The organism is Marinicauda sp. Alg238-R41 (genome assembly GCF_947331485.1).
GTDB classification, from domain to species: Bacteria; Pseudomonadota; Alphaproteobacteria; order Caulobacterales; family Maricaulaceae; genus Marinicauda; species Marinicauda pacifica.
The window spans coordinates 1-19,291 of record NZ_CAMZOJ010000004.1 but is presented as its reverse complement, the minus strand read 5'-3'; the positions used below and the strand labels follow the sequence as shown (position 1 = coordinate 19,291).

At 63.9% G+C, this 19,291-nt stretch carries 21 protein-coding genes; 7 read left to right on the top strand and 14 right to left on the bottom strand.

What is annotated here, in order from left to right; all coding sequences use genetic code 11:
• Positions 1-7: 7 nt before the first annotated feature.
• The 7 genes from PGP17_RS14265 to PGP17_RS14235 form a co-directional block, all read right to left on the bottom strand.
• Positions 8-1,030: a hypothetical protein gene (locus tag PGP17_RS14265; RefSeq protein ID WP_270376015.1), complete on the bottom strand. Its 1,023-nt coding sequence runs from the start codon at positions 1,028-1,030 to the stop codon at positions 8-10.
• On the bottom strand, positions 1,027-2,169 hold the full coding sequence (locus tag PGP17_RS14260; protein ID WP_135943951.1) for a homogentisate 1,2-dioxygenase: 1,143 nt from the start codon (positions 2,167-2,169) through the stop codon (positions 1,027-1,029). Before PGP17_RS14260 ends, PGP17_RS14265 begins: the two co-directional genes overlap by 4 nt.
• An 88-nt stretch (positions 2,170-2,257) precedes the next feature.
• Positions 2,258-2,896 (bottom strand): TIGR02466 family protein, encoded by a 639-nt coding sequence (locus PGP17_RS14255; RefSeq protein ID WP_270376013.1) that lies wholly within the window; start codon positions 2,894-2,896, stop codon positions 2,258-2,260.
• Positions 2,897-2,899: 3 nt separating this feature from the next.
• Positions 2,900-3,982 (bottom strand): isoaspartyl peptidase/L-asparaginase family protein, encoded by a 1,083-nt coding sequence (locus PGP17_RS14250; RefSeq protein ID WP_270376012.1) that lies wholly within the window; start codon positions 3,980-3,982, stop codon positions 2,900-2,902.
• Between the two features lie 70 nt (positions 3,983-4,052).
• Positions 4,053-4,649: a cysteine hydrolase family protein gene (locus tag PGP17_RS14245; protein WP_270376011.1), complete on the bottom strand. Its 597-nt coding sequence runs from the start codon at positions 4,647-4,649 to the stop codon at positions 4,053-4,055.
• Positions 4,650-4,652: 3 nt separating this feature from the next.
• Positions 4,653-5,348 (bottom strand): GNAT family N-acetyltransferase, encoded by a 696-nt coding sequence (locus PGP17_RS14240; protein WP_270376010.1) that lies wholly within the window; start codon positions 5,346-5,348, stop codon positions 4,653-4,655.
• On the bottom strand, positions 5,335-5,973 hold the full coding sequence (locus PGP17_RS14235) for a hypothetical protein (RefSeq protein WP_270376008.1): 639 nt from the start codon (positions 5,971-5,973) through the stop codon (positions 5,335-5,337). The genes PGP17_RS14240 and PGP17_RS14235 overlap by 14 nt, the downstream gene beginning before the upstream one ends.
• A gap of 104 nt (positions 5,974-6,077) precedes the next feature.
• On the opposite strand from PGP17_RS14235, the gene PGP17_RS14230 reads away from it, so the two are divergent.
• A complete protein-coding gene (locus PGP17_RS14230) occupies positions 6,078-7,079 on the top strand; it encodes a LysR family transcriptional regulator (RefSeq protein WP_233342154.1) in 1,002 nt (333 codons plus the stop codon).
• A 3-nt stretch (positions 7,080-7,082) separates the two neighbouring features.
• Here the strand turns inward: PGP17_RS14230 and PGP17_RS14225 are convergent, their stop codons facing one another.
• Positions 7,083-8,057 carry an NADPH:quinone oxidoreductase family protein gene (locus tag PGP17_RS14225; protein ID WP_135943956.1) on the bottom strand — a complete coding sequence of 325 codons (975 nt, stop codon included), beginning with the start codon at positions 8,055-8,057 and terminating at the stop codon, positions 7,083-7,085.
• 202 nt (positions 8,058-8,259) lie between these two features.
• Here PGP17_RS14225 and PGP17_RS14220 point away from each other — a divergent pair, with 202 nt between their 5' ends.
• The 3 genes from PGP17_RS14220 to egtB all read left to right on the top strand — a co-directional run bounded on the left by PGP17_RS14220 (position 8,260) and on the right by egtB (position 11,322).
• Positions 8,260-9,564, top strand: a complete 1,305-nt coding sequence (locus PGP17_RS14220) for a pyridoxal phosphate-dependent aminotransferase (protein WP_135943957.1) — start codon at positions 8,260-8,262, stop codon at positions 9,562-9,564.
• A 51-nt stretch (positions 9,565-9,615) separates the two neighbouring features.
• Entirely contained in the window at positions 9,616-9,936 is a 321-nt protein-coding gene (locus tag PGP17_RS14215) for a hypothetical protein (RefSeq protein ID WP_135943958.1), read from the top strand.
• A 90-nt stretch (positions 9,937-10,026) separates the two neighbouring features.
• The gene (gene egtB, locus PGP17_RS14210; RefSeq protein WP_270376005.1) at positions 10,027-11,322 is read left to right on the top strand and encodes an ergothioneine biosynthesis protein EgtB; all 1,296 of its coding nucleotides are present in this window, start codon (positions 10,027-10,029) and stop codon (positions 11,320-11,322) included.
• A 57-nt stretch (positions 11,323-11,379) separates the two neighbouring features.
• Here the strand turns inward: egtB and PGP17_RS14205 are convergent, their stop codons facing one another.
• Positions 11,380-11,946: an HdeD family acid-resistance protein gene (locus tag PGP17_RS14205; protein ID WP_270376003.1), complete on the bottom strand. Its 567-nt coding sequence runs from the start codon at positions 11,944-11,946 to the stop codon at positions 11,380-11,382.
• A gap of 181 nt (positions 11,947-12,127) precedes the next feature.
• Positions 12,128-13,030 (bottom strand): hypothetical protein, encoded by a 903-nt coding sequence (locus PGP17_RS14200; protein WP_270376000.1) that lies wholly within the window; start codon positions 13,028-13,030, stop codon positions 12,128-12,130.
• A gap of 95 nt (positions 13,031-13,125) precedes the next feature.
• Here PGP17_RS14200 and PGP17_RS14195 point away from each other — a divergent pair, with 95 nt between their 5' ends.
• On the top strand, positions 13,126-13,791 hold the full coding sequence (locus tag PGP17_RS14195) for a Fe2+-dependent dioxygenase (RefSeq protein WP_270375999.1): 666 nt from the start codon (positions 13,126-13,128) through the stop codon (positions 13,789-13,791).
• 15 nt (positions 13,792-13,806) lie between these two features.
• Here PGP17_RS14195 and PGP17_RS14190 read toward each other — a convergent pair whose 3' ends face one another.
• The 4 genes from PGP17_RS14190 to PGP17_RS14175 all read right to left on the bottom strand — a co-directional run bounded on the left by PGP17_RS14190 (position 13,807) and on the right by PGP17_RS14175 (position 18,027).
• Complete coding sequence (locus PGP17_RS14190) at positions 13,807-15,108, bottom strand: HWE histidine kinase domain-containing protein (protein WP_270375998.1); 1,302 nt, start codon at positions 15,106-15,108, stop codon at positions 13,807-13,809.
• 398 nt (positions 15,109-15,506) lie between these two features.
• Positions 15,507-16,349 (bottom strand): hypothetical protein, encoded by an 843-nt coding sequence (locus PGP17_RS14185; RefSeq protein ID WP_270375996.1) that lies wholly within the window; start codon positions 16,347-16,349, stop codon positions 15,507-15,509.
• Positions 16,350-16,867: 518 nt separating this feature from the next.
• A complete protein-coding gene (locus tag PGP17_RS14180; RefSeq protein ID WP_270375995.1) occupies positions 16,868-17,806 on the bottom strand; it encodes a BRO family protein in 939 nt (312 codons plus the stop codon).
• Positions 17,803-18,027, bottom strand: coding sequence for a hypothetical protein (locus tag PGP17_RS14175; protein WP_270375994.1), 225 nt, complete (start codon positions 18,025-18,027; stop codon positions 17,803-17,805). Before PGP17_RS14175 ends, PGP17_RS14180 begins: the two co-directional genes overlap by 4 nt.
• Before the next feature lie 334 nt (positions 18,028-18,361).
• On the opposite strand from PGP17_RS14175, the gene PGP17_RS14170 reads away from it, so the two are divergent.
• Both PGP17_RS14170 and PGP17_RS14165 read left to right on the top strand, forming a co-directional pair.
• The gene (locus PGP17_RS14170) at positions 18,362-18,856 is read left to right on the top strand and encodes a hypothetical protein (protein ID WP_270375993.1); all 495 of its coding nucleotides are present in this window, start codon (positions 18,362-18,364) and stop codon (positions 18,854-18,856) included.
• A 4-nt stretch (positions 18,857-18,860) separates the two neighbouring features.
• The gene (locus PGP17_RS14165) at positions 18,861-19,121 is read left to right on the top strand and encodes a hypothetical protein (RefSeq protein WP_270375992.1); all 261 of its coding nucleotides are present in this window, start codon (positions 18,861-18,863) and stop codon (positions 19,119-19,121) included.
• Positions 19,122-19,291 lie beyond the last annotated feature (170 nt).

The following is a 19,291-nucleotide window of genomic DNA, read 5'->3' as shown; positions in this document are numbered from 1 at the left end:
CATCCGATCAAACCAGAGCGCGTGCGAGATAGTCGGCGCGCGGGATATCGGGCAAGACCTTGAACGCCCAATCCACAATGCGTTGCAGGTCCGGCCCCATAGCCTCGGTTATCCGATCCGCTTCGCGGGCGCGGTCTCCGGCGCCGTAGGCGCGGCCGGGGTCCTTCGCATCGCGATTGAGCGTAGGCCCGCTCACGAGAGTGTCGATCTCATCGGGGTCGAAGCCAAGCTCGAAGTACGCGCTCGCCGCCTTCAGTGCGGGGGCTGGCGCACCGATGAAGCGGTCGCCATCCAGCCAGGCGGAGCGTTCGGCCGGCAATGCTGTCTGGGCGGCGCGCATCTGCTCGACCTCCATCAGCCAGACCAGTGCCGCGATCTGCATGTCGGTCAGAGACAAGGCCTGGTCGGGAGGGATCGACCCGGCACGCAACCCGTCCCGTGCGAACATGGCATAGATCCGGCGTGCAAACGCGCGTCCGGACTCATTCTTCTTCGCGATCGAGATCAGGAACTCTCTGAGCTCACTCGTCACGAAGATGTTGCGGGACTCAGGGAATATCTGTGCGGCTTCCAGGATAAGATTGTTGACGATGTTCGTCGGCTTGAAAATCACGCGCTCGCCGTCGCCGGCCTGATGGGCGAGCGCCTTGAACACCACGGGAGTCAGCGAGCGGAACGCGTCGGCATGATTATGCCGCTTGAGACTGGAGAGTGCCATGAGCACGCCCGGCTCTCGCAGGCACAGGCCATGCCCGGTCCCGGAGAGCAGCCGGGCCAGGAGCGTGGACCCGCAAAATGCAGAATGCCAGATGAAGACCGGGGACCGGGCGGGGGCGGGAATATCCGCCCTGGCCAAGTCCTGCAGGCTGACGGACCGACTCTCCAGACCGCTTCGGTCGAGCCGATCATCAAGGAATGGGGTCTCCTCCAGCAGGCTACGCGATGCTTTGACGAAGACAGCCTGCCCAGCCTGAAGGTCGAGCGCATCCAGATGCCAGTCCGGGTCGAGGATCAGATCGCGTGCGCTCACTCGGCCGGCTCCCGATGCCGCCACGAATTCACGTAGTCGGGATTCTCCACGCTCGCCGCGCCCTCACCGACATCGAGCGGATCGCGCGTATCGATCATCACCGCGTATTCGTCTGTCGCTTCCTTGGTCTGCTTGAGCATGTTCTTCAACGCCTTGGGATGCGGCCCGTGCGTGAAGCCGCTCGGGTGGAAGGTCATCATGCCGGCATCGATATTGTCCCGGCTGAAGAAATCGCCGGCATGGTAGAACAGCACTTCGTCGTAATCGTCGTTATTGTGGAAGAACGGCACCTTGAGCGCACCCGGATCGCTTTCGAACGGGCGCGGCGCAAAGGTACACACCACAAAGCGATCCGACAGGAAGGTCGTGTGGGCGCTCGGCGGCAGGTGATAGCGGTGACTCATCAGAGGCCGGATGTCGCGGACGTTCAGCCGCACCGGGTGCAACTCGCCATGCCAGCCCACGGCGTCCAGCGGGTTGTACGGGTAGGTGATCGTGCTGACTTCGCCGCGCTTCTTCACCTCGACGCGCCATTCGCCGGCCTCGGCCTGCTGGTCGCGGAACGCGTCATCCATCTCGGGAACGTCGAGCATCGCGGGATCGAAGATGGCGTGCGGACCCACCAGCCCCTTGTCGGGAAGCGTGTAGTGGGTGTTGGTGGCCTCGATCATCAGAACCGCCGTCTCGTCGTCCGGCGCCAGGCGCCACATCGTGCCGCGCGGCAGAATGATGTAATCGCCCGGTTCGTACGCCAGATGGCCGAAATCGCAATAGAGATCGCCCTTGCCGGCGTGAATGAAGAGAAGCTGGTCGCCGTCCCCATTGCGCGCCAGCGTCTGCATGGCGCCTGAGAGCTTCCAGAAGCGGATATCGCACGCGGCATTATTCAGGACGCGCGAGGACTGCCAGGGCGAAGCCTCCGCGATATTGAGCCGGTTCAGATCGAAGGCGCGCGGTTTCAGCGGCCCGTCGAAATCGGTCCATCCCGTCGGCGGGTTCTTGTGATGGAGGAAGGCGGCGGGGCCGAAGAAGCCCTCCTTGCTCATCTCGCGCTCGAACGTACCTTCGGGCATGTCTGCGTGAGCCTGGCGCGAGGCGATGCCTTCACGGCGCGAGGCGTAAATCCATTTCCGGGCCATGGGAGTCTCCGTTCAGAAACGAGAAGCGTCTTCGTGAAACTAGTTACATTTGTAACTAATTAAAAGCCCCGTGCCCTGCCCGGCGCCACTAGGCAACCTGTCTGACGAGAATATTCATCGCGATGGAAATCCGGTCGCGCGGGCCGTTATGAGGGCGGACCGCGTGCATCAGCCAAGACGGGAATATCACCACCTTGCCGATCTCAGGACGGATCAGGAGCTGAGACAGCGGCTGGCCGGGGTCCGGCGGTTCGCCCATGGCAATGTCGGGCGCTGCCACACGATTGGTGGGAAAGCGCGGATCGAGTAGCACCAGCTGCCCCTCGTCGAGATCCCCACCATCGTCCACGTAGAAGACAGCCGACCAGAACGATCCCGGGTGGGCATGCATCTGGTTGGATGCGCCCGCCGGAGAGACATTGGCCCACATCTCCATCCCGAATTCGAACCGCGGGCCGGCATCCTTGGCGCGCCCCAGATCGTGGGTGTAGCCGATACAGGTTTCGAGCGTGGAACGGGCAAGCTGCTGAGCGGGGCCCCCGGCCCATTCGATCATCTTGGAATCGGAATGCCAGCCAAGAATATTGGACCGCGATGCCTGACCGGGGTGAGTTTGCCTGCGCTCCTGGATTGTGCTTTTCAACGTACCGATCTGGTCCGGCATCGCATCCAGGACCGCCTCGATAACCGGAGTGGCGAAGACATTGCGCAGAACCGGCTCCGGCACGCGTCAGCCCTCGTCCGCGTAGATGGCCACGCGCGGCTCTTCACCCTCTACCAGCGAGGCACGGTACATGCCTGGCGTGTTAAAGCTCCACACCGGCACGCCTCGATAGAGCATGACAATGCCGCCATCGCCCCCGAGGGCAGTCAGGTCGGCCTGGATCACACGATCCGCAGCCAGCTGACCGGCCTGGGCAGCGTCAAGCACACCATCCCGGGCGTTCATGCAGATGCGCGCCGCAACCGCGAGGCGGATGAAATACTCCCCCGTGCCCGTCGCCGACACGCCGCAATCGCCGATGGCATAGGTCCCGGCGCCAATAACCGGAGAATCCCCGATCCGGCCCCAGCGCTTGGCGGTCGTCCCGCCGGTCGAGGTGCCTGCAACCGTGTCCCCGTTCCGGTCCTTCACGACAACGCCGACCGTGCCGAACGCGTGTTCGCGTTCCATCAGGTCAAGCGCACCTTCCTCGATCAGCTCTGGTGCCGGGACGCCTTCGGGCCGCGCGGGCACAGGCAGTCCCTGATTGCGCAGGGCGCGCTCCATCGATTGCCAGCGGCGCTCGGTAAAGAAATGAGAGGGCGGAGCGACCTCAAGGCCCTGCTCGAGGGCGAAAGCCTCAGCGCCCTCACCCGACAACATCACATGCGGGCTGTCTTCCATCACGGCAATTGCAAGCGAGATGGGGTGACGAACCTCGCGCACGCCGGCAACGGCGCCGGCGGCAAGGTCGGAACCGCGCATGATGGAGGCATCAAGCTCGTTGGTGCCTTGGGCGGTAAAGACCGCGCCGCGCCCCGAATTGAATTTCGGATCGTCTTCGAAATCGCGGATCACGAGTTCCACGACCTCCTGGGCCGAGCGCCCCTCGCGCAGCAGGGTTCCGCCCCGGGTGACCGCAGCCTCGAGCGCCTCGCGATAAGCGGTCTCCGTGGCTTCATCCATGTCGCCGCGTTCGATCACGCCGGCACCGCCGTGAACCACGATCGACCAGGCGGGCTCGCGGTCACCATCTGCAGAAGCCATCTCCATCTGGCCCAGGCCAGCGGCCAGTCCGATCACAATACCGGCCACGCTATGAAAGAACATCGACACCCTCCCCGTGTTCGTATTGCGTGAAACAAACCAGCCGAAGCACACAGCTGCAAGCGCCAAGCGCCTACGGGACGAGACGCAGACGCGACTTGGCCAGCGTACGAAGGTGCATTTCATGGGGGATACGCACGCCGAAAACATCGGCAAAATCATCGCGTGTAACCGAGCGGTTGAGTTTTCGCGCCGTGGCGATGCACAGGCCGCGCGTGTGTTCTGCGCTCCAGTCGCCGACCTCGGCCGAGCCGCAGGCCTCTTCCAGCAGCTTGAGCGGCTGGCCGCGGTCTTCCGCATCATAAAGCGTGGTGGTCAACGACATCGGCGCGGAAAACCCGATCATAACCACTCCGCTGGTTGCACCCTGCATGATGGAATCAAGTTCGGGATGGGCGTAGGCGGAAATTCCGGCACGGCGCAGCAAGACCTCTCCGGGCTTGGGCTCGCATCCAGGGATCGACTGGTGCAGCCCCTGCCCGTCAAGCATCGGACCCCCGCGGTGAAGCTGGCTATGAATGATCGTCCACCCGGCCTCGCGCGCGGCGCGCAGTACGGTGACGCAGATCTCAGCGATCTCTTCTCCTTCGGGATCAGCCCAGGGACGACCGGGCACAACAAACTCCTGCTGAAGATCCATGCATAGCAGGATGGGAGCCCCAAGTTTCATGATCTAGACCTTTTCCTTGCGCCCGGTCTTCCTGCGACCGGCACCGGAAGTGCCGGCACCAGCCTTCGACCGCGCCGTCTCACTCTGCGCAGATTGAGTTTGTGCGCCGGACTTTGCGCCCCGGGCTATGGACCGGTCAAGCGGCCCGGGCCGATCCCATGCGCCTTCAGGCCGATCCAGAATGAGCGGGTCGACATCCAGCGTCAGGGCATCCTCTCGTTCGGGGAATACGCCGAGCACTTCGCGGTAGGAGCGCTCGGAGAATACGAATGTCTTGCGGTTCTCGCGCGGGAGCAGGCCATAGCGCTCCCAGTAGCCGACAAGATGGTCCTGGGCGTGGCCCAGAACCTTGCGGTAGCCCTTGGCCCGGATCAGGTCGATCGCCCGGTCCATCATGACATAACCGATCCGGTGAGACCGGTAGTCGGGCCGCACGCAGGACCGTTCGACCTTCGCGAATTCGCAGAACCAGCGCACGCGCATGCATCCGACCGGCTCGCCATTGATCTCGGCCAGCAGGTGGGTCGCGCCGGCCAGGTCATTGCCGTCGAACTCCTCGTCGTACGGGCAATCCTGCTCAGCCATGTAGATCAGGGCGCGCATCGCCACGATCTTCTGAAACTCGTCGAGCGTGCGCACCACGCGAACCGTGACGGGTCCCGGGCCCCGGTTGAAATCGTCCGGTCTAGATCCGTCCATCGGCGGACACCCCCTCTTCTATAGGCTGAGACACGTCGGGCTGGCGATCTTCGGGGATTTGAGCCTGGGGGATCCAGCCCAGCCAGGCCGTGGGCCCGTTGGGCGCGTCCAGCGCGGCCGTCATCATCCGGCCCTCGCGGCTCACGGGGCGGGCAAAGAGCGGAATATGCTCGAAGGCGCGGCGGCGAGCCTCGGTCACGGCGCGCACCAGCGCACGGCGCGTCTCTTCGCCCCGGCCGGCCAGACACCAGACGTAGATGGCCGCCGCGTCCTCATCGGCGTCGGTCAGGTGTTCGAGCCGAGGCTGCACAGGTGAAAATTGCCCGTCGACCAGCGCCAGGTAACCGGCGCGGTTGAGATAGAGCAATGCAATGAAGCCCTCCACCGCGCCAGCCGCGTCGCGGCGCACGAAGAAGCACCGGCGGGTCTTCTCCTCGCAGGCCTGAACGGTGCGCGGATCGGCATGCCCGCCGCCCAGAACGCTATCGCCGACTGTTAACGCTGCCTCAATGGTGCTTAGATCAAATGCGGTCTCAAAACCGCGGCGACTCAAAATCTGTTTGAGGAGCGCGTTGCGCGGTTGGTCCGAACGCGGCGCTCCACTAAAGCGTGTGTGTACAGTCATGCAGCCCTCGCCTACCCGTTAATAAAACTTTAACGAATTCTAGAGCGCCGCGCTGCACCAAAAGTGGAATGGACCCCATGCGTAAAAAAGCAGGAGGCTGATCAGTGTCCAGTTCAGAACGAGAACCTCGATTCGACTGGAACGACCTGAAAATCTTCCACGCCCTGGTGTCTGCCGGTTCGATGAGCAAGGCCGCGCGACTTCTTGGTGTGGTCCAGCCAACAGTGAGTCGCCGGCTCGAGCAGCTTGAAATGCGCATCGGCGCGCGCCTTGTGACGCGCGGCGCCGACGGCGTGGAACTGACTGATGTCGGCGAGCGCATCTGGACGCTGGTCCAGACCATGCAAAGTACCGCCAACGATATCGGGCGAGTCGCGGGACAGGCCGACATGGCCGAGGCCGGTCGCGTGCGCGTCACGGCCCCGGACGGGATCGCCAGCTACTGGATCGCCAAGCAGCTTCCCGGCTTCGTGGAGGCCAATCCGCTCATCAAGCTCGAGCTGTCCACGGTCCAGGCGGGAGAGAAGCCCATCGACCCCTATGCCGATGTGACGCTTCAATACACCCAGAACAAGCGCATGGACCTGGTGCCCAAGGAATTGGCCACGCTCCACTTCGTGCCGTTCACGTCACGCGCCTATCTCGACACGTACGGACGGCCGGACGGCCTCGTGGACGCGTTGATGCACCGGCTCGGCGATCTGGTCAGCTACGAAGAGGAAACACGCGACGCCTGGCCCAGCGACGCCCAGGCGATCAAGAAGATGATGAAGCCCTCGCTGACCACCGATTCCAGCTCGGTCCTGCTTGAAGCCATCCGGTCAGGCTCCATCATCGCGATGGCCCCGACCTATATCGCGCAGCGCTTCCCGGACCTGGTCTTCCTCGATCTCGACCTGGTCATTCCGGTCAAGCTGTGGATGTTCTACCACCCCGAGCAACGCCGCGTGACGCGGGTCCGCAAGGTCCTCGAATGGCTCGACGATATTTTCGACACGGCGAAATATCCGTGGTTCCGAAAGGACTTCGTGCCGCCCGCCGAATTCAGCGAGGTCGAAACCGTCACCGCACGCGGCGAGCGGCCGAAGCCCAGGATCGTCAAATAGGGCTCAGGTGGTCAGCACCACCTTGCCCTTGACCCGGCGCTCCATGATGTCGGCGAAGGCCTGCTTGAACTCTTCAAGATCATAGCTCGCCGAAATGCGCGGCTTGATCTTTCCGGCCTCGTAAAGGTCGAACAATTCCTTGATGTTCTGGGCGTTCTCGCGCGGGAACTGGCCTGCCCAGGAGCCCCAGAACACGCCGCGAATATCGCGGCTGTTCAGCAAGACCAGATTGAGCGGAATCTTGGGGATGTCTCCGGCCGCAAACCCGATAACCAGATAGCGCGCGCCCCATCCGGTTGCGCGCAGCGCCGGCTCGGCCAGATCGCCCCCGACCGGATCGTAGACGACATCGACGCCCTTGCCGCCGGTCAGCTCCTTGACTGCCTTCTTCAGGTCGTCCTCGGCATAGTTGATAAGGTGATCGGCACCGGCGTCGCTGGCGATCTGGAGCTTCTCCGCGCTGGAGGCGGCGGCAATCACCGTGGCGCCCATCGCCTTTGCAATCTGGACCGTGGCCAGACCCACGCCGCCTGCGGCGCCAAGGACGAGGATCGTCTCGCCCTTCTTCAGGTCGGCGCGCTGCTTGAGGGCATGATAGCTCGTGCCGTAAATCGTCGTGAAAGCAGCGCCTTCCTCAAAGCTCATCGAATCCGGCATCGGCACAAGCTGGTTGGCCGCAGCAGGAACCTTCTCCGCGAACGCGCCCAGCATCGTGGCCACGATCACGCGCTGCCCGATTTCCACACCCTGGACGCCCTCGCCCAGCGCTGACACAACCCCGGACGCCTCCATACCCGGCACGAAAGGCGTCGGCGGCTTCATCTGGTATTTGCCCTCAACGAGGAGCACATCCGGGAAGTTCACCCCGGCCGCCTTGACGTCGACCATGACCATGCCCTCGGCCAGCTCGGGATCCGGCACGTCGTGAACCGACAGCTCCTCGTACGGGGCAAACTCTTCACAGACCAAAGCGCGCATGGGGGCTATTCTCCATTGGGTTAACGTTGCTTGGGCACGACCATAAAGGCCGCGGGGCCGCCATCGCAATGCACGATCGCGATGGCTCACAGGACAGCGCCGCCACAGCGACCGCGGCAAGTTTTCCCCGCGTCTCCGGCTAGACGGCGGAGCACCGCGCCGCCATCCTGACACGCTCTCGATGCCACAGGCGGAGCGCCCCATGCCCGACACCTTTTCCGCCGACCTCGGACCGGTCTCGCCCAGTATCCAGCTCAGCCTGAATGTGCGCGGCCTGGGACTGTCGGCGACGTTGGCAATCAATGAGCGCTCGGCGCGGCTGGCCGCGCAGGGCCGCACCGTCTGCCGGCTCGGCCTCGGCCAGTCGCCCTTTCCGGTCCCGGACATCATGCAGCGTGCACTCGCCAGCAATGCGCATCAGAAGGACTATCTTCCCGTCCAGGGACTTCCGGCCTTGCGTGCCGCCATTTGCGGGTATCTGCATCGCACTCAGGGCCTCGATTTCGAGCCGGAAGATATCCTGATCGGCCCGGGCACGAAGGAGCTGATGTTCCTGCTCCAGCTGGCCTATTACGGCGATCTGGTCATCCCGACGCCCAGCTGGGTCTCGTACGCGCCACAGGCCGAGATACTGGGGCGCCGCGTGACCTGGCTTCCAACCGAGATCGAGCACGGGCAGGGCGTGACGGCACGCGGGCTCGATACGGTATGTGCTCGCGACCCGGAACGCCCGCGCCTGCTCATCCTGAATTCTCCTGGCAATCCGACCGGCACTGCCTACACACGCGAAGCCCTGACCGAGATTGCCGAAACCGCGCAGCGCTACCGCATGTTGTTGCTATCAGACGAGATTTACGGCGGAGTTCAGTTCGATGGCCGCCATGTCTCGGCTGCGCGCATCTATCGCGGCGGCACGATCATCTCCGACGGGATCTCCAAATGGGCCGGAGCGGGAGGCTGGCGTCTCGGATTCCTCGCCTTTCCCAAAGCGCTGGGCTGGTTGAGGGACGCCATGGCCTCGGTGGCGAGCGAAACCTACACCTCGGTCTCTGCCCCCATCCAGCACGCCGCTATCACCGCGTTCGAAGGCGGTCCGGAAATGGACCTCTACCTCGACAAGTCGCGGCGCATCCTGGAGGCGATCGCCCGCTTCACCACCATCAAGCTGGAAGGCGCCGGAGCCCGGCTGAACCCGATCCGGGGCGGGTTCTATGCCTTCCCGGACTTCTCCGCGCATCGCGAACAGCTGCAAGCACGCGGCATTGGCGACAGCACCGCGCTGTGTGAACGCCTGCTCGAAGAGACCGGGGTCGCGACCCTGCCCGGCTCCGCCTTCGGACGATCCACTCATGAGCTGTCCCTGCGGCTCGCCTTTGTCGATTTTGACGGCCAGGCAGCGCTCGACGCCATCGAGCCCGGCCAGACGCTGGACGAGGCGTTCGTGCGGACGATCGCGCCGCGGGTGGCAAACGGGATCGACGCGCTGTGCGATTGGGTTGCGCGCTAGGCGGGCAGGTCTGCGTGAGCTAGGCTGCACGCGCTTGCGCGGAGGTGATGCATGCCGTTTGACCTGCCATGGAACGACCTGCTGCAGGACCCGGTTATGCAAACCTGGATCCGGATCATGCAATGGGTCTGGGCGTTCTCTCTCCTCTGGATCGCGGCCATGCTGCTGCGGGGTGGCTTTGACGACATCAACGAGATCATCACCTCGCCCTACGCGACGCGCTCCGAACGCTGGCAGGCCCGCCTCCAGCGACCGGTGCGGGCGCTGGCCCTCATGGGCGCGGCATTGTTCGGTGCGACCAGCTTCGCTCTGACAATCTGGTTTCAGGGCGCGGTGGTGATCGTGATCTGGCGGGAGTTCTTCAGCGTATAGATCCGGGTCGACAAATCGGCTCTGCGTTCTAGTCTTGTTCCTGCGCTGACGCCGCGAAATACTGGCGAAGACGACCGAATTGGAGGCCTCATGCACCCCGCCCTTGCCATGCGAACGGACCTGGAAGACCGGGCGGTCCTCAAGGAGCGGTTCGAGCGGACCCGCGCCCAGACCGAGTCGCTGACCGAGCCGCTGGAACCCGAAGACTGCCAGGTCCAGACCATGGACGATGTCAGTCCCACCAAATGGCATCTCGCCCATACGACCTGGTTTTTCGAGACCTTCATCACCTTGCGCTTCAAGGCTGGCTACGAGCGCGCCGACGCCTTGCACGGCTTTCTCTACAACTCCTATTACGAGGCGCTCGGCAAGCGCTGGAGCCGTCCTGATCGCGGCCTGCTGTCGCGCCCCCTGCTGCGCGAGGTCGAAGCCTACCGCCAGCGAATCACGGCGATCACCGCCGAGCTGATCGAGACGGTCAGCGACAATGAGTGGTCGGAGCTGGCGCCCCTGATCGAGCTGGGCATCAATCACGAGCAACAGCACCAGGAACTGATCTGCACCGACATCAAGCACGTGCTGTCGCGCTCGCCCCGCCCCTTCGCGCCCTACGAGCAACGCGGCCCGCAGGCTGCCGGGCACGGCACCGGCGACATAAACTGGCTGGGCTTTGAGGGCGGTGTCGTTGAGCTGGGCGCCCATGGCGCTGGCTTCGCCTACGACAACGAGTATCCGCGTCACAAACGCTACGCCTATGACTTTGAAATCGCGAGCCGTCCGGTCACGAATCGCGAATTTCGCGCCTTCGTGGAGGATGGCGGTTACCGGACGCCCTCCTTGTGGCTTTCGGACGGCTGGGACTTCATCAACGCCAACTCGATCTGCTACCCGCTCTACTGGCGCGAAGCCGAGACGGGCTGGGAGGAATACACGCTGGCCGGCTTGCGCCCGCTCAATGACGACGAGCCGGTCTGCCATGTAAGTGGTTACGAGGCCTCCGCGTTTGCCGAATGGGCCGGACGCCGGCTGCCGGCCGAACACGAGCTCGAGCTTCTCGCCCGGCACCATCCGGTCCGCGGTTCGCTCCTGTTCGAAGACGCGCGCTGCCATCCCGGTGCGCTGAACGGTACCCAAGAGGCGCAGGCGGTGATCGGCGGGGTCTGGGAATGGAGCGCCAGCGCTTATGAAGCCTATCCCGGATACGAGGCGCCTTCGGGCGCGGTGGGCGAATACAACGGCAAGTTCATGTCGAGCCAGCAGGTCCTGCGCGGCGGGAGCGCGGCCACCCCGGCGGAACATATTCGCGAGACCTATCGCAATTTCTTTCCCCCGGCCGCGCGCTGGCAGTTCAGCGGGATAAGGCTGGCCAAGAAACTGATCGCCTAGGGGAAAGCCCCGGCGAGGGCGCCGGGGCTTTTTTCTGCGCGAGAGGCCGGGCGTGGCTCAAGCCTCGCGTTCGATGGCCCGGCTCACGCTCCGGCCGATCACGAAGACCGAGAAGCCAAGGAACAGGGCGTAAATCCCGAAGAGCAGTCCGATCGTGAAGCCCGCGCTTCCTGGAAGGCCGAACAGGATGAGGGCCGCCAGGATCAGGCTGAGCACGCCGCCCAGCATCAGCCAGGTGCGCCGGGACTGGGAGGCGGGCCGGAACGCGAAATAGAAACGGCTGAGCCCGTCGATCGCGAAGAAAATGCCCAGAACGACGGTGAACGACAGAATGCCGATGGCCGGCGAGGCCAGGATCAGCATGCCGGCAACGATAGAGATGACGCCGACAAAGAATTCCAGGGCCGTGTCACCGGCCGTGCGCCTTGAAAAGGCATCGAAAAGCTGGATCAGGCCCACCGCCAGAAGGAGCGCGCCCATCAGGACGGTCAACACGAAGGTGGCGGCATAGGAAAACACGATCGACAGCACGCCCAGCACCACCATGAGGACGCCGAGAAGGCTGGCTGTCGTCCGGGTCGGCGCGACCATGGTGGTTTTCACGTTTTCGTCGAGACGCGACATGGAAAGCCCTCCTTGAAACTGCGGGTTTCAGGGGGAACCGACGACAAAAGCCGAGGTTCCAAGTTCCTGGCGCGCGGCCGGCGCGAAACAGGGCGCGAAACAGGGCGCGAAACAGGGCGCGAAACAAGAAGGGCGGCCCCGCCGGGACCGCCCTTCTTCAGACCGGATGTGTCCGCTCGGCCTAAAGCCCGGAAAGCGCGGACTGAACGGCGTTGCTGGCTTCAACCACCTCGTCGGCAGTGTAGGCATAGCTCTCGGGCGGGACAGGCGTTTCGAAGACGGCCAGCAGGCGCTCAAGCGCGGTGCGCGCGCCTTCTGCAAACTCGCCATGCTCGCCCTCGATTTCGGCCATGTGCGCGTCGGCCCACTGGGCTGCGGTGTGGGCAAAGCCGTAACCGTCCAGATAGGCCTCGCCCGCTGCCGGCTCGCGGCGCGCGAATTCATATTGCAGGGCGGCGCGTTCGATCAGGTCGGCCAGCACCCGGGCATGGACTTCCACCATGTCGTCGGAGGCCGGAGCGGCCGCCTCGGCGCGGTCGAGCGCCGCGAGCACGTCGTTCACGCGCGCTTCGATCTCGCTGTCGCTCGCGCCTTCGTACGGCGCAACGGACGCGGCGTTCAGCGTGTCGATGAAGCTCTCCACGCCGCGTTCCTCGATGACCGGCTCGAGGTCGACATAGATCTCTGAAATCGGGTGGGCGAACATCGCCGCGCCCGCCGAGCGCTCGCCGGCCTCCAGTGCCGCCAGGCCCGCCACATAGTGGGCGCGCATGACTTCAAGCGCGGTGAGGTAGATAACCGGGTCGGTCGCCGCGGCCTCGGGGTCGATCCCGAACTCGCCGCCCGAATTACCGCCCGCGCCTTCGCCCTCACCTTCGCCGGCCATGGCGTAGTTGGGGGCCGCTTCGGCCGCGCCTTCGCTTGGGGACCCGGACTCCGGTGGGGCTTCCGCGCCGGACTGCCCGGTCTGAGACTGCGGCGCCGTGCCGGTTTCGGCCTCCGGCGACTCGCCGCACCCGGCCGCACCCAGAATGGCAATGGCGCTGACGCCTGCGAGAAGGCGTGGCGTTTTACGAATACCCATGGTGCGATACGCTCCTGTCTGCTTGGCTTGTCATTGCGGCCTAGATAGATCACGAGTCCATCCATGACAATAACAATCATTCGCACATTCATGCCATGACCGTCCTGCTCGACCAGGTTATCTCTCCCGACGACGTGACCCGCCTGACCGGCCTGATCGCCAGCGACAGCGCGGCGTTCGAGGATGGCAAGGCGACGGCCGGCTGGGCCGCGAAGCGGGTCAAATCGAACGAGCAGGCCAAGGCGGGACCCAAGCTGGACGCGCTGCGCCGCGACGTGCGCCTGGCGCTTGAACGCCACGTCCTGTTCGCGCCGTACGCCCAGCCCAAGTCCATATTCCGTATGCTGGTTTCACGCTACAAGCCGGGCATGGAATATGGCCTGCACGTCGACGACGCGGTCATGAGCGGGCACCGGGCCGACCTCTCCTTCACGCTCTTCCTGAGCGCGCCCGACAGCTATCAGGGCGGCGAGCTCATCATTGACGGGCTGGAGGGCGAGACGGCGGTCAAGCTGGAGCCCGGCCAGGCCGTGGTCTATCCGACCGGCGCGCTGCACCGTGTGGCCCAGGTCACGTCCGGAGAGCGCCTGGCGGTCGTGGGCTGGATCCAGAGCCTGATCCGGCGCGGCGACCAACGCGAAATCCTGTTCGACCTCGACCAGACGATCCGCGCGCTGAACGAGACCCAGGCGCCGGACGCGATCCTGGACAGGCTGTTGAAGACGAAGGCCAATCTGCTGCGCCAATGGGCGGAGCTCTGAAGCCACGCCGGGCGTCTAGAGCGGAACGCGGATCGTGACGAGCAGACCTTCGGGCTTGAATTCACGATGAAATTCGCCGCCCAGCGAATGCTTGACCGTCGCGGTGATGAGCTGCGTGCCGAAGCCCTCGCGTTCGGGCGGCGGGGCGGGTGGACCGCCGGATTCGCGCCAGGTCAGGACCAGAACCCGGTCGCCGTCCTGGCGCTCGAGCGTCCAGCCGAGATCCAGGATGCCGGCCTCGTTGGAGAAGGCGCCATACTTGCTGGCATTGGTCACAAGCTCGTGCAGGGCCAGCGCCAGGCCGTGCGCGAGCGTGGATGCAAGGTTGATCCGCGGCCCGTCCAGCCGCAGCCGGTCAGGCTCCGACGGCGCATGGGGTCCGAGTTGGGCCTCGATCAGGCTATGCAGGTCAGCCGCGCCCTCCCCGTCCTTGCTGAAGGTGACATCGTGCGCCGAGGCCATGGCCTGCAGGCGGCCGGAGAAGACCTGGCCGAAGGAGTCCAGATCCGAGGCCGTGCGCAAGGTGTGGTTGGCCATGGCCTGGATCGTCGCCAGCGAATTCTTGACCCGGTGATTGAGCTCGCCAGCCAGCAGGGCGCGATGCTTCTCATCCTCTTTGGTCTTTGTTATGTCTTTGAAAACTAACACAAAGTGACCGCGCGGCTCGACCGGAGCCGCAAACACGTCGAACACGCGGCCCATCGCCTCGGACTCGCTTTCAAAGCGCAGCGTCTCGCCGTCGAGCGCGACCCGTACATAGTCGTCCAGCCAGTGGCGCTCCAGGCCGGGGACAAGATCGAACGCGGTGCGCCCCTGCGCGTCGTGTAATCCCGTCATTTCCTCGAATAACGGGTTCACTTCGACGAACCGGTAGTCGATCGGGCGTCCCGCCTCATCCGTTTCGATCTCGCACAGGCAATAGCCCTGATCGATCGAGGTGAAGACCGACCGCAGGCGGGCTTCGCTGGTGGCCAGGCGCCGCTCGCTTGCCTTGCGTTCGGTAATGTCGACACCCGACGCGACCAGGTCGACGACCCGGCCGGACTCATCACGGCGCGGGGCCAGCTGGAAATCGATCGCCACGAGCCGGTCACCCGTCATCCGGCATTCGGCATCACGGCGTATCGTCACCCCGTTTGCGGCCTGCCGGATTTCTTCACGCAGTTCAGACTGGATGGCGGGATCGTAGCTCCACCAGAAGCACTCCCAGAAGGGTTTGCCCAGCACGTCGTCCCCGGAGATATCCCCGAGATCGAGCGCGGGTTGATTGACGTCGAGGACGCGTCCGTCCGTATCGAGACGCGCGGCAAAGGCCATGATGTGATCGAGGAGAGACGCTCCGCGACCGGCAGGGCCACGGATGGCGGCGCTGCGGTGTGTCCCTGCTGGCGCATTCCCCCGACGATCCAACGCATTCAACCCCTTGGCGTCCATTATTAGTATATCAGAACGCGTGACAGAGGAAGCTAATCTCGCGCCTGCGCTGCGAGAAAAACGCGTGAGAGGTTAATGAAACGACGGGAGGAAAAATGGTGCCCGGGGGGCGGATTATAAGGCCTCTCTCGGCTCTTGCCAAACAGGGCTAATCGAAGCGTCTACCGTTTTCGCCCTTTTCTCCCGATGTTCACCCAAGCACAAATGATCCATCGGGGAGCACATCGACCGGTGCTGCTAGCAGGTGACGCAGGCCTTTTTCTTAGCCTACCGCAACGGCTCTAGTTAATTGCGACGTTACGGAAGTCCACTCGAGCAATTTGATCCTCGTCTTCGAGGCCTAGCTGAATAAGGGCAAAGCCTTCTACCTCCGGGTCAATTCCGGTCCAGGTAATGGTCGTGCGAGCGGGAATTGCGCTTGGAAAATATCTCGCCACTTCTCCGCCCGTTGTGGAGCGTGACCCAACTTGAACCGATTGCGGTGTCAATGCCTCACCGGTTGGCAAGTAGGCCAGCGTCTGAGGGCTGTAGGAGCGATGGAGTTCCAGTTCGGCACGCTGGGAGGAAGTGTTTTCAATAATCCAATAGCACCGGACTGTGTTGCGATCTCTGTTACAGTTCTCAAACGTGTAGGCGAAATTTGCCGTCGATTGTGTGGTTTGATCGGTTTGGTAATCCGACGAAAAGCTTCTCTCGCGTCCGGTGCCGCCAACGGTGGTGCCTGCCTTTGAGGCGAGGTCGGCTTCAATTTCCGCGAGCCTCGCCTCGACCTCCTGTGAAAGGCCGGCCGGCCCACCGGACAAGATAGCCTGCTCGAGATCGGCGACACGACCGGCCAACTGATCGCCGAGCCCATTGGTGATGGAATTGAGTTGCGAGATGTCCGCTCGCAGCCGTGCGAACTCAGAATTGAGATCACTCGTCTGTTCTTCCAGGCTACCGATCCGCCGAAGGACGGAAGAGCCCTCGACGTCTGGCGAGATCGCTTCGATCGATGAGAGACGTTGATCAAGCCGCGCCATGCGCCGATCATACTCGTCCTTCGTCTGATAAAGCACCCACGCGCCAGTGAAGACGGTGAAGACGGCCGCCACCGAGCCGATACCAAATACAACACTCTTCATCGTTCCCCGCCCCCGGATTGAATTGGGACAGCAAAGCAAGTTCAGCCGAAGAGCTCAATGAAGAGTTGAAAAAAACTTTACGACCGGGCCTCGTCGATTATTCGATCCTCCGGACCTTGACCCTGACCAGGCAAGCTTGGGGGCTCTGCCTGCTAGACTCAAATTTTTACACAAGACCTCGAAGACAGACCCGAACACCGATGAGATTAAACCGCACACGCCGGCCTGCGGCGGCTGGACGACGCGCTAAAGGGTGGACAGATCGTCCCACTTTTCCAGCCGGTGAAAAAGGTGGGACAATAACGGGCTCTAAGTCCCTGATTTTATTTATGCTGAAAAGATGATGGTGCCCGGGGGCGGATTCGAACCACCGACACGCGGATTTTCAATCCGCTGCGGTCCCTTGTGAGACAGGCGAGTTCGGGGCTTCACCCGTTTTCTGCCCGTTGCGGCGGGCCGGACAGCCGGGCGCCGGGGCCGGCTGGCAGGACGGCCGAAGCGGGAAGCGCCCCGCGCTATTAGGTGCGGCCGCGCGCCAGCCGGTGAGCCTTGACCTCAAGAAAATCAATCATGACCTCGCGGCCGCGGCGACCTTTCTTCAGGCCCCAATGTGCGCAGTAGCGTGATAGCGCCGTGCGGTCGATCGGACGGCCCTCCATGGTGAAGGCCCGGGCCGCATCGGCAATCGACATGAGGCAGGTTTCGCCTGCACGAATGCGGGCCATGACGGCCTCAAACTCACGCGGCGATGGATCTGCCAGAAGGAGCGGGCGCGGCGGGTGGCCAGTATCCGGCTCAATCAGCCAGGCCGGGTCGCATTGCAGCGCTTCGGCCAACGCGAACAGGGTTTCGGCGGAGACGCGGCGGGCTTTGCCGCGCCATATATCCCGCAGAATGTCTGCGCTGCCCGACCGGCTGACCCGGCGAGACACGGCCGAGGCTGACAGGCCGAGCGCGTCCAGACGCGCGCGCACACGATCGAGCCGGACAGCACCGCCGCGCACTTCGTGCGCCGGCCCCGCGGCAACCGGGCTCGCCTCCTCCAGCCGAGACAGACGGGCATCCATGCGCTCGACGATGCCGGCAAGCGCCCTGAGCCCCTCCCCGATCCCGGCCAGCGCGCCGGCATCCGGCGTCCCATAGCCGCCGGTACGGCGAATGGCGGGCAGGACCTCCTCCATCACCCAGCGCTCGAAGCGCTCGGCGGCAGGAAGGCGCGACTTTATGATGAGACGGTAGACATCCGGCTCGCGAATGATCTTCACCGTCTGCTCGCCACCGGCCGAAGGGGTGAACGTTTCGTTCACCCCTTTGCAGTGATCGCGAATGGCTTTGTGTGGATTGGTGTACCCCAACACCGCGGCGACATCGCGGGCCACGAACCACGGCTCGCCGTCAAGCTCGACCGTGCGGACCGTGGCGCCCTCGAAGGCGAGCGGGAGGAGGCGGGCGCTCATGCGCGCATGGCACCGGGCAAGGCCGGGCCGAGCAACTGGCGCAAGGCGGCCGCATCGAGCCCGGCGGGCACACGCCGGCCCGCCGCACCGGCGGGCATCAATGTGACTTCGAGTTCGCCCTCGCCAGTCTCGAAAACCACGAGCACGAAATCGAGCGGTTGGCGGCGGGGGAATTCCACGACGTTGTCCGCCGTGCTAAAGGCTCTCTCAGCCTGGGACATCGCGATCTCCTCTACAGGTCGCACCTGGGTTAGAGCCGGGCTTGAGGCGGCAACCTCTTGCCCGGCTCGATTTTTTCTAACATTATAAATTTTGCGATGTCAATTTCTAACGTCAAAAAAAGGGGACGGGGGCGGCCGCCCGCCGATACCGAACCTGTAACGGTTCGGATGGATCGCGCTGTGCTCGCGCACATTGACCGCTGGCGAGATGCCAAGGAGGACACGCCCTCGCGCCCCGAAGCGATCCGCCGTCTCGTGGAAATTGCCCTGAAGGACTCCCCGTCCTAGGCGAACCTCGATAGCGTGTGCTCTCTACACAATGATGGAGAGTGCGATGAGATTCCTAACACTGTTGATCGCCTGCGCTGTTTTAAGCGCTTGTTCAAGCGTCGGCTCTGACCTGGCCCTCGACGAGGGTCGACTTGCGCGCCTCGAAACCGGCGAAACCACAAAGCCGGATCTCTATTATTTACTGGGGCAGCCTCACGAGGTTTCAGTTTTCGAAGAGGGGAGCGCGTGGATCTACTACACCGCAGAAGGCAGCATGGATCCCTGGACGATGGTTCCCGTCGTCGGGCTGGTGCGCAACGGGACCAATTACGATGTGACCGTCACCCGGATCGAATTTGATCGCGACGAGCGTCTACGCCGACATTGGCAAAGCGATGAGGAGTTTTACTCGAGCAGCTGGGCCGCCTACCGGAATGCCTACGATGGACAAGATCGGGCCGATGTCGTCCGGCTTGAGCTGCAGCGGCTCAACCTTCCGTTCGACCGGGAGGCGGCAAACCGGATCGAGCCGATAGCGGCGATGATGCACCGACGATAACTGTATGGGCCAGTACAACCACATTGCCGGATACCGCGTGACCTGCGTGCAGGGCTGCTTCGATCCTGTCTGGATTCCGGCCGGGCCGGACGCGGACACGCCGAGCCTCCACATGCGCCTCTCCCGGCCGTGCAAGAAATGCGGCATCGGGGTCGGGGTCGAAGGTATCTGGGCCGACGATCAGGGCCGCGTGCCGGCCGGTGCGCCCGAGGACGTCCCCGGCGAGCGCCAGCCCGTGCCGACACGGTCGAGCGGCTGGAGCTAGTCCGGCGCCCGGCAAGCCTCCAGCCTGGAAACCAGATCAGCCTCCCTCGCCTCCCTCAGTCCCCGGCCAGCGAAGAGCCGGGAGTATCGCTCGGCAGCATCCTCGGCGGCGAGCAATTCCGCGTCAGTATCGGGATAATCCGGGCCTGTGAGGTCGGCATCGGCGGGAAC

Coding starts and splice junctions, on each gene's coding strand:
- PGP17_RS14260 (WP_135943951.1), bottom strand. CDS start 2,169: ATGGCCCGGAAATGGATTTACGCCTCGCGCCGTGAAGGCATCGCCTCG.
- PGP17_RS14250 (WP_270376012.1), bottom strand. CDS start 3,982: ATGTTCTTTCATAGCGTGGCCGGTATTGTGATCGGACTGGCCGCTGGC.
- PGP17_RS14245 (WP_270376011.1), bottom strand. CDS start 4,649: ATGAAACTTGGGGCTCCCATCCTGCTATGCATGGATCTTCAGCAGGAG.
- PGP17_RS14240 (WP_270376010.1), bottom strand. CDS start 5,348: ATGGACGGATCTAGACCGGACGATTTCAACCGGGGCCCGGGACCCGTC.
- PGP17_RS14235 (WP_270376008.1), bottom strand. CDS start 5,973: ATGACTGTACACACACGCTTTAGTGGAGCGCCGCGTTCGGACCAACCG.
- PGP17_RS14225 (WP_135943956.1), bottom strand. CDS start 8,057: ATGCGCGCTTTGGTCTGTGAAGAGTTTGCCCCGTACGAGGAGCTGTCG.
- PGP17_RS14220 (WP_135943957.1), top strand. CDS start 8,260: ATGCCCGACACCTTTTCCGCCGACCTCGGACCGGTCTCGCCCAGTATC.
- PGP17_RS14215 (WP_135943958.1), top strand. CDS start 9,616: ATGCCGTTTGACCTGCCATGGAACGACCTGCTGCAGGACCCGGTTATG.
- egtB (WP_270376005.1), top strand. CDS start 10,027: ATGCACCCCGCCCTTGCCATGCGAACGGACCTGGAAGACCGGGCGGTC.
- PGP17_RS14205 (WP_270376003.1), bottom strand. CDS start 11,946: ATGTCGCGTCTCGACGAAAACGTGAAAACCACCATGGTCGCGCCGACC.
- PGP17_RS14200 (WP_270376000.1), bottom strand. CDS start 13,030: ATGGGTATTCGTAAAACGCCACGCCTTCTCGCAGGCGTCAGCGCCATT.
- PGP17_RS14195 (WP_270375999.1), top strand. CDS start 13,126: ATGACCGTCCTGCTCGACCAGGTTATCTCTCCCGACGACGTGACCCGC.
- PGP17_RS14190 (WP_270375998.1), bottom strand. CDS start 15,108: ATGGCCTTTGCCGCGCGTCTCGATACGGACGGACGCGTCCTCGACGTC.
- PGP17_RS14185 (WP_270375996.1), bottom strand. CDS start 16,349: ATGAAGAGTGTTGTATTTGGTATCGGCTCGGTGGCGGCCGTCTTCACC.
- PGP17_RS14180 (WP_270375995.1), bottom strand. CDS start 17,806: ATGAGCGCCCGCCTCCTCCCGCTCGCCTTCGAGGGCGCCACGGTCCGC.
- PGP17_RS14175 (WP_270375994.1), bottom strand. CDS start 18,027: ATGTCCCAGGCTGAGAGAGCCTTTAGCACGGCGGACAACGTCGTGGAA.
- PGP17_RS14170 (WP_270375993.1), top strand. CDS start 18,362: ATGAGATTCCTAACACTGTTGATCGCCTGCGCTGTTTTAAGCGCTTGT.
- PGP17_RS14165 (WP_270375992.1), top strand. CDS start 18,861: ATGGGCCAGTACAACCACATTGCCGGATACCGCGTGACCTGCGTGCAG.